The organism is Burkholderia sp. Ac-20379 (genome assembly GCF_017104645.1).
Lineage (GTDB): Bacteria > Pseudomonadota > Gammaproteobacteria > Burkholderiales > Burkholderiaceae > Burkholderia.
This window is the reverse complement of record NZ_JAAGPF010000447.1, coordinates 1-4572: the sequence shown is the minus strand read 5'-3', so window position 1 is coordinate 4572 and position 4572 is coordinate 1. Positions and strand designations below refer to the sequence as shown.

6 protein-coding genes are annotated in these 4572 nt (G+C 71.3%); all 6 read right to left on the bottom strand.

The window, feature by feature from the left end:
- Window positions 1-140: 140 nt before the first annotated feature.
- A complete protein-coding gene (locus G3N92_RS31115) occupies window positions 141-455 on the bottom strand; it encodes a hypothetical protein (RefSeq protein WP_206131377.1) in 315 nt (104 codons plus the stop codon).
- Between the two features lie 4 nt (window positions 456-459).
- Window positions 460-849: a flagellar export chaperone FliS gene (gene fliS, locus G3N92_RS31110; protein ID WP_206131376.1), complete on the bottom strand. Its 390-nt coding sequence runs from the start codon at window positions 847-849 to the stop codon at window positions 460-462.
- A complete protein-coding gene (fliD, locus tag G3N92_RS31105; RefSeq protein ID WP_206131375.1) occupies window positions 846-2207 on the bottom strand; it encodes a flagellar filament capping protein FliD in 1362 nt (453 codons plus the stop codon). The genes fliS and fliD overlap by 4 nt, the downstream gene beginning before the upstream one ends.
- An 11-nt stretch (window positions 2208-2218) precedes the next feature.
- A complete protein-coding gene (locus tag G3N92_RS31100; protein WP_206131374.1) occupies window positions 2219-2686 on the bottom strand; it encodes a hypothetical protein in 468 nt (155 codons plus the stop codon).
- Window positions 2683-3990: a FliI/YscN family ATPase gene (locus G3N92_RS31095; RefSeq protein ID WP_206131378.1), complete on the bottom strand. Its 1308-nt coding sequence runs from the start codon at window positions 3988-3990 to the stop codon at window positions 2683-2685. Before G3N92_RS31095 ends, G3N92_RS31100 begins: the two co-directional genes overlap by 4 nt.
- 5 nt (window positions 3991-3995) lie before the next feature.
- Window positions 3996-4572: FliH/SctL family protein (locus tag G3N92_RS31090; RefSeq protein ID WP_277396215.1), on the bottom strand; the 577-nt coding region annotated here is incomplete at its 5' end.

Genomic DNA, 4572 nt, shown 5'->3' with positions numbered 1-4572 from the left:
GCACGGCGACGCCATGCCGCCTGCGCGCGCGGGCTGCTGCGCCGCCTGCGCCACGCGCGAGCCCGGCTTCGACGCGGACGCCAACGCGCCGCCCCCCGCTTCGCCGACGCGCATCGCAACCGGCATGGCATTCAACGCGATCATGACCATGCCGCCCGCTCTCCCGCGCCACTCTGCGCATACGCGTGCCACCCGGCGCGACGCATGCCGAGCGCGGCGAGGTCGCGCGCAAGCCGCGCCGATTCGGCCTCGAGCATGTCGATGGCATCGTGGTGCGCGATACGCAGCAGCGCAACGGCACGTTGCTCCGTCACGCTCGCGTGCGAACGCGAGACCATGCCGTTCGCGACGTCGCGCACCAGCCGATCGAGTATCGTCAGCGCGGCGATGTCGCGGCGCTTGGTCGCGGCGCGCACGCGCGCGGCGAGTTCCATCAGGTTCCGGGTGTCGTCCACGGTGTTATCCATAATGTCGGTCGACGCCGACCCATGCGTCGCGCAAGGTGGCGACGAGCACGCTGACCTCGTCGACCAGCGCCGTGTTCAGCGTCAAACCGGCTTCGTTCAGCCGCCACGAGCAGAATTCGTAGAGCCGCGCGAGATCGCGCACGACGTCGCTGCCCGAGTCGAAATCGAGTGCGCTCGTCAGCCCGTTGAGGATGCCGATGCATTTGCCGATGCCGACGCCCTTCTCCTCGAAACGGCGCCCTTCGATATGGCCGCGCACGCGCGCCATTTCGTCGAGCAGGCCGTCCATCAGCACGATCACGAGCTGCACCGGCGAGGCGCTCGCCGTGCGCGCGTCCAGATCCGCGGTGTGATAGCCGCCGTAGCCCGTTGCGCTCGTCATGATTTGCCCCCGTTGAACGACGGCAGACTTTCGAGAATCGTCAGCGTGTGCTTCATGTTTTCCTGCAGCGTTTCGACGCGCGTGAACTGCGCGAGATAGCGGTTGTAGACGCGAATGTATTGATCCTCGAGCGACACCGCCTTCTTGCTCAACGATTTCTCAATCGCCTGCATCGACGTCTGGCGGCTTTGAATGTGGCCGTCGGTGGACGAGGTCCAGGTCTTCAGGTAATCGTCCATGCGCCGGCCCAGGCCGTCGGCGCTGTCCGAGAACAGCGCATCGAGCCCCTGCGGCTGCTTCGCGAGCATCGCGTCGAGCTGCGTGCGATCGAGCGACAGCTTGCCGGTGCGGTCCGCCGACACGCCGTAGTCGAGCAGACGCACGCCGTCGACGTCGCCGCGCAGCAGCGCATTCATCCGCTGCTGCAACGCGCGCACGCCGGCGTCGCCCGCGAACGGCCCGGGGTCGCCTGTCTCGCCGCCGTTCTTCGACAACGTCGCGATCTCGCCCATCAGCGCGTTGTAGGCATCGACGAACGCCCTCACGTTCTCGGCGGTGCCGTCGCCGTCGGCCGTGATCTCGAGCCTGAGCGGCGTGTCGCCGTCGCGCATCGCGCGCGTGAACGTGACGCTCGCGCCCTCGATGCCCGTGAAGGTGTTCGACGCCTGCTGAACGCGCGTGCCGGTGTCCTTGCCGCCGTACCAGATGACCGCGTCGCGCGCGGCGGCGAGTTCGGACGGCGCGTTCAGCGAGGCCGCGAGCCCGGCGTCGCCGAGGCCCGACGTGTCGAGCGCGATGCGCCCCGCCTCGCCGCTCCTGCCGGCGTTCAGCACGAGCTGCTGCGTGCCGTTCACGGTGACGATCGACGCGCTGACCTTGCCGTCGTTGCCTGCCGCGGTATTGATCGCGCGGGCGAGTTCGGCGGGGCTGACGTTGCCCGACGCATCGGCCTTCGCGGCCGACAGATCGACGTCGAACGTCGTGCCGTCGGCCAGCGACACGCCGAGCGTGCCGGCGCCCGCCGCGGCAATCGGCTGGATCCCGGCGAACGCCACCTGATGCGCGGACGCCAGTTGCTCGACGAAAAACGTGTGCGATCCCGGCCGCGCGCCCGCCGAGACGGAGACGCTGCCGTACGCGGCGTCCGACAGCGCCGCGGCGTGCTTCTGCATCCCGCTGGCGCCGGTCAGTTCCTTCATGGCGCCCTGGAATGTGGTCAGGGCCGTCTGCAGCTTGGTCAGGGCGTTGCGGGTGGCCGTGTTGCGCGCCTGCTGGTTCTTCAGACGGCTGTTCGCCTGCGACATCGTGATGTCGGCGAGACTCTTGGCCGTATCGATGGGATTTCCGAGATCGAACATGAGGCTTCCTGTCAGGAAATGGGAATGGACGTGACGTGACGGCGCAGCGCCGCCTGCGCGGCGAGCTGATCCTGCTGCTTCTGTTGCTTGCGCTGCGCGTCGTGGGCCAGCGCCGCGCGCTTGGCCGCCAGGGCATGCGCCAGCCGGCGGTGCTTCAGCACGGCGGCGGTCAGCGCGGCCCGGTGCGCGTCGAGCCCGGCTTCGTGGCGCGCGAGATCGTCGGCATGCGCATGGATCATCGCGATCAGTTGCATCCGGTAGTTCGCGCCGTTCAGCGCAAGCACCGCGTGCGCCGCGCCGATGCCGGCGTGTCCGCTCGCCGCGTGATCGGCGAGCAGCTCCGCCATGCGCGCCAGGTTGCGCCGGTATTGCTCGCGCAACGCTTCCCGGTCGGCAAGCTCGCGGCGCAGGCGTTCGACCTCGCGATCGCGCAGCGCGACGAGCCGCGCGAGGCTGGCGACGGTGCGTGCGCCGCTCATGCGACGAGCGCCGCGAGCCGCGCCAGCGTGTCCGCGTGTGTGCCGCGCTCGTCGGGGCGCTGGCGCAGGAAATCGGCGATCAGCGGATAGCGCTCGACCGCGCGGTCGGTCGACGGATCGGCGCCCGCGACGTAGCCGCCGAGCGGGATCAGGTCGCGGATCTGCGCGTAGCGCGACAGCATCGCGCTCACGCCGCGCGCGGCGTCGCGCTGCGCGTCGGCGGCGACGAGCGACATGCAGCGGCTGACCGAGCGCGTCACGTCGATCGCGGGGAAATGCCCATCGGTCGCGAGATCGCGCGACAGCATGATGTGGCCGTCGAGGATCGCGCGCGCGGTGTCGACGACCGGATCCTGCTCGTCGTCGCCTTCCGCGAGCACCGTGTAGATCGCGCTCATCGTGCCGGCGCCCTCGCCGTTGCCAGCCGTCTCGACCAGTTGCGGCAGCAGGCCGAACACCGACGGCGGATAGCCGCGCGTGGCCGGCGGCTCGCCGAGCGCCAGCGCCATCTCGCGCTGCGCCATCGCGTAGCGGGTGAGCGAATCGACCAGCAGCAGCACGTTCTGCCCCGCGTCGCGGAAATGCGCGGCGATCGCGTGGCACAGCTCGGTCGCGGCCATTCGCATGGCCGCCGATTCGTCGGCGGGCGCGACCACCACGATCGCCTTCTTCAGCCCGTCGGAGCCGAGCGCGTGCTCGACGAACTCGCGCACCTCGCGGCCCCGCTCGCCGATCAGGCCGACCACGACGACATCCGCCGCCGTCTGCCGCGTGATCATCCCGAGCAGCACGCTCTTGCCGACGCCGCTGCCCGCGAACAGCCCGACGCGCTGGCCGCGCCCGAGCGTGAGCAGCGCATCGATCGCGCGCACCCCGACATCCAGGACGCCGGCTACCGGGCGCTTGCGCATCGGGTTCACGCGCGGCGCGCACGGCGACAGCATGGCGTCGCCGGTCAGCGGGCCGAGGCCGTCGAGCGGCTCGCCCACGCCGTCGATCACGCGCCCGCACCACGCGGGACCGATCGCCAGCGTGCGCGCCTCGCCTTCCGCGATCACCCGGGCGCCGGCAACCAGGCCGCTCGCGCGGCGCAGCGGCATCAGGTACGCGGTGTTCTCGCGAAAGCCGACCACCCGCGCGTCGAGCCAGCCACCGCCGACGGTTTCGATCCGCGCGCGCCGGCCCGTCTCGAACGCGTAGCCGGTGGCTTCGAGCATCATCCCGGATACCGCGCTCAGGCGGCCGACCGGCCGCGCGACCGGAATATCGGCGAGCGCGAACGGGGCGAACGGGGTGGGCGGCATGCGCGTCATGGGTGCTCCGGATCGGGTGCGGCGGTTGCACGCGCCGCGGCGGGGCGCCGGGGCTTCGGCGACTTCGGCGTTGGCGTCGGCTCGGGAGCGGGCGTGTCGATCGGCGTCGACGGCGCCGGGGCGATGGACGGCGGCGGCGCGAACGTGTCGGCCTCGGGCGACTGCGTCTGCATATGCGGCGTGGCCAGATGCGCGCCGATTCGCTCGATACAGGCGGCGAGACGCTGGGCGCATCCCGCGTCCAGCTCCTGGCCACCGGCGCTGACGCGGCATTCGCCCGCGTCGAGCGACGGGTCGGGCGTCAGCGTCCAGCGCGCCGCGTGCTCCGGCAGCACCGCCACGATGCGGCGGTACTCGTCCGGATTCAGCCGCACGGCGACGGCCTCCGGCACCTGCGGCAGCAGCGCCAGCGCCTCGTCGACGCAGGCGAGCAGGCGCTCGGGACGCGCGTCCAGCTCGCCGCGGATCACCTGCCGCGCCGCCTGTTCGACCAGTTGCGCGATCTGCTCGCGCACCGCCGCCTGATACGCACGCTGCGCCTCCGCGAAACCGGCCGCGAGCGACGCGAGCGGA

Coding starts and splice junctions, on each gene's coding strand:
- fliS (WP_206131376.1), bottom strand. CDS start 849: ATGACGAGCGCAACGGGCTACGGCGGCTATCACACCGCGGATCTGGAC.
- fliD (WP_206131375.1), bottom strand. CDS start 2,207: ATGTTCGATCTCGGAAATCCCATCGATACGGCCAAGAGTCTCGCCGAC.
- G3N92_RS31100 (WP_206131374.1), bottom strand. CDS start 2,686: ATGAGCGGCGCACGCACCGTCGCCAGCCTCGCGCGGCTCGTCGCGCTG.
- G3N92_RS31095 (WP_206131378.1), bottom strand. CDS start 3,990: ATGCCGCCCACCCCGTTCGCCCCGTTCGCGCTCGCCGATATTCCGGTC.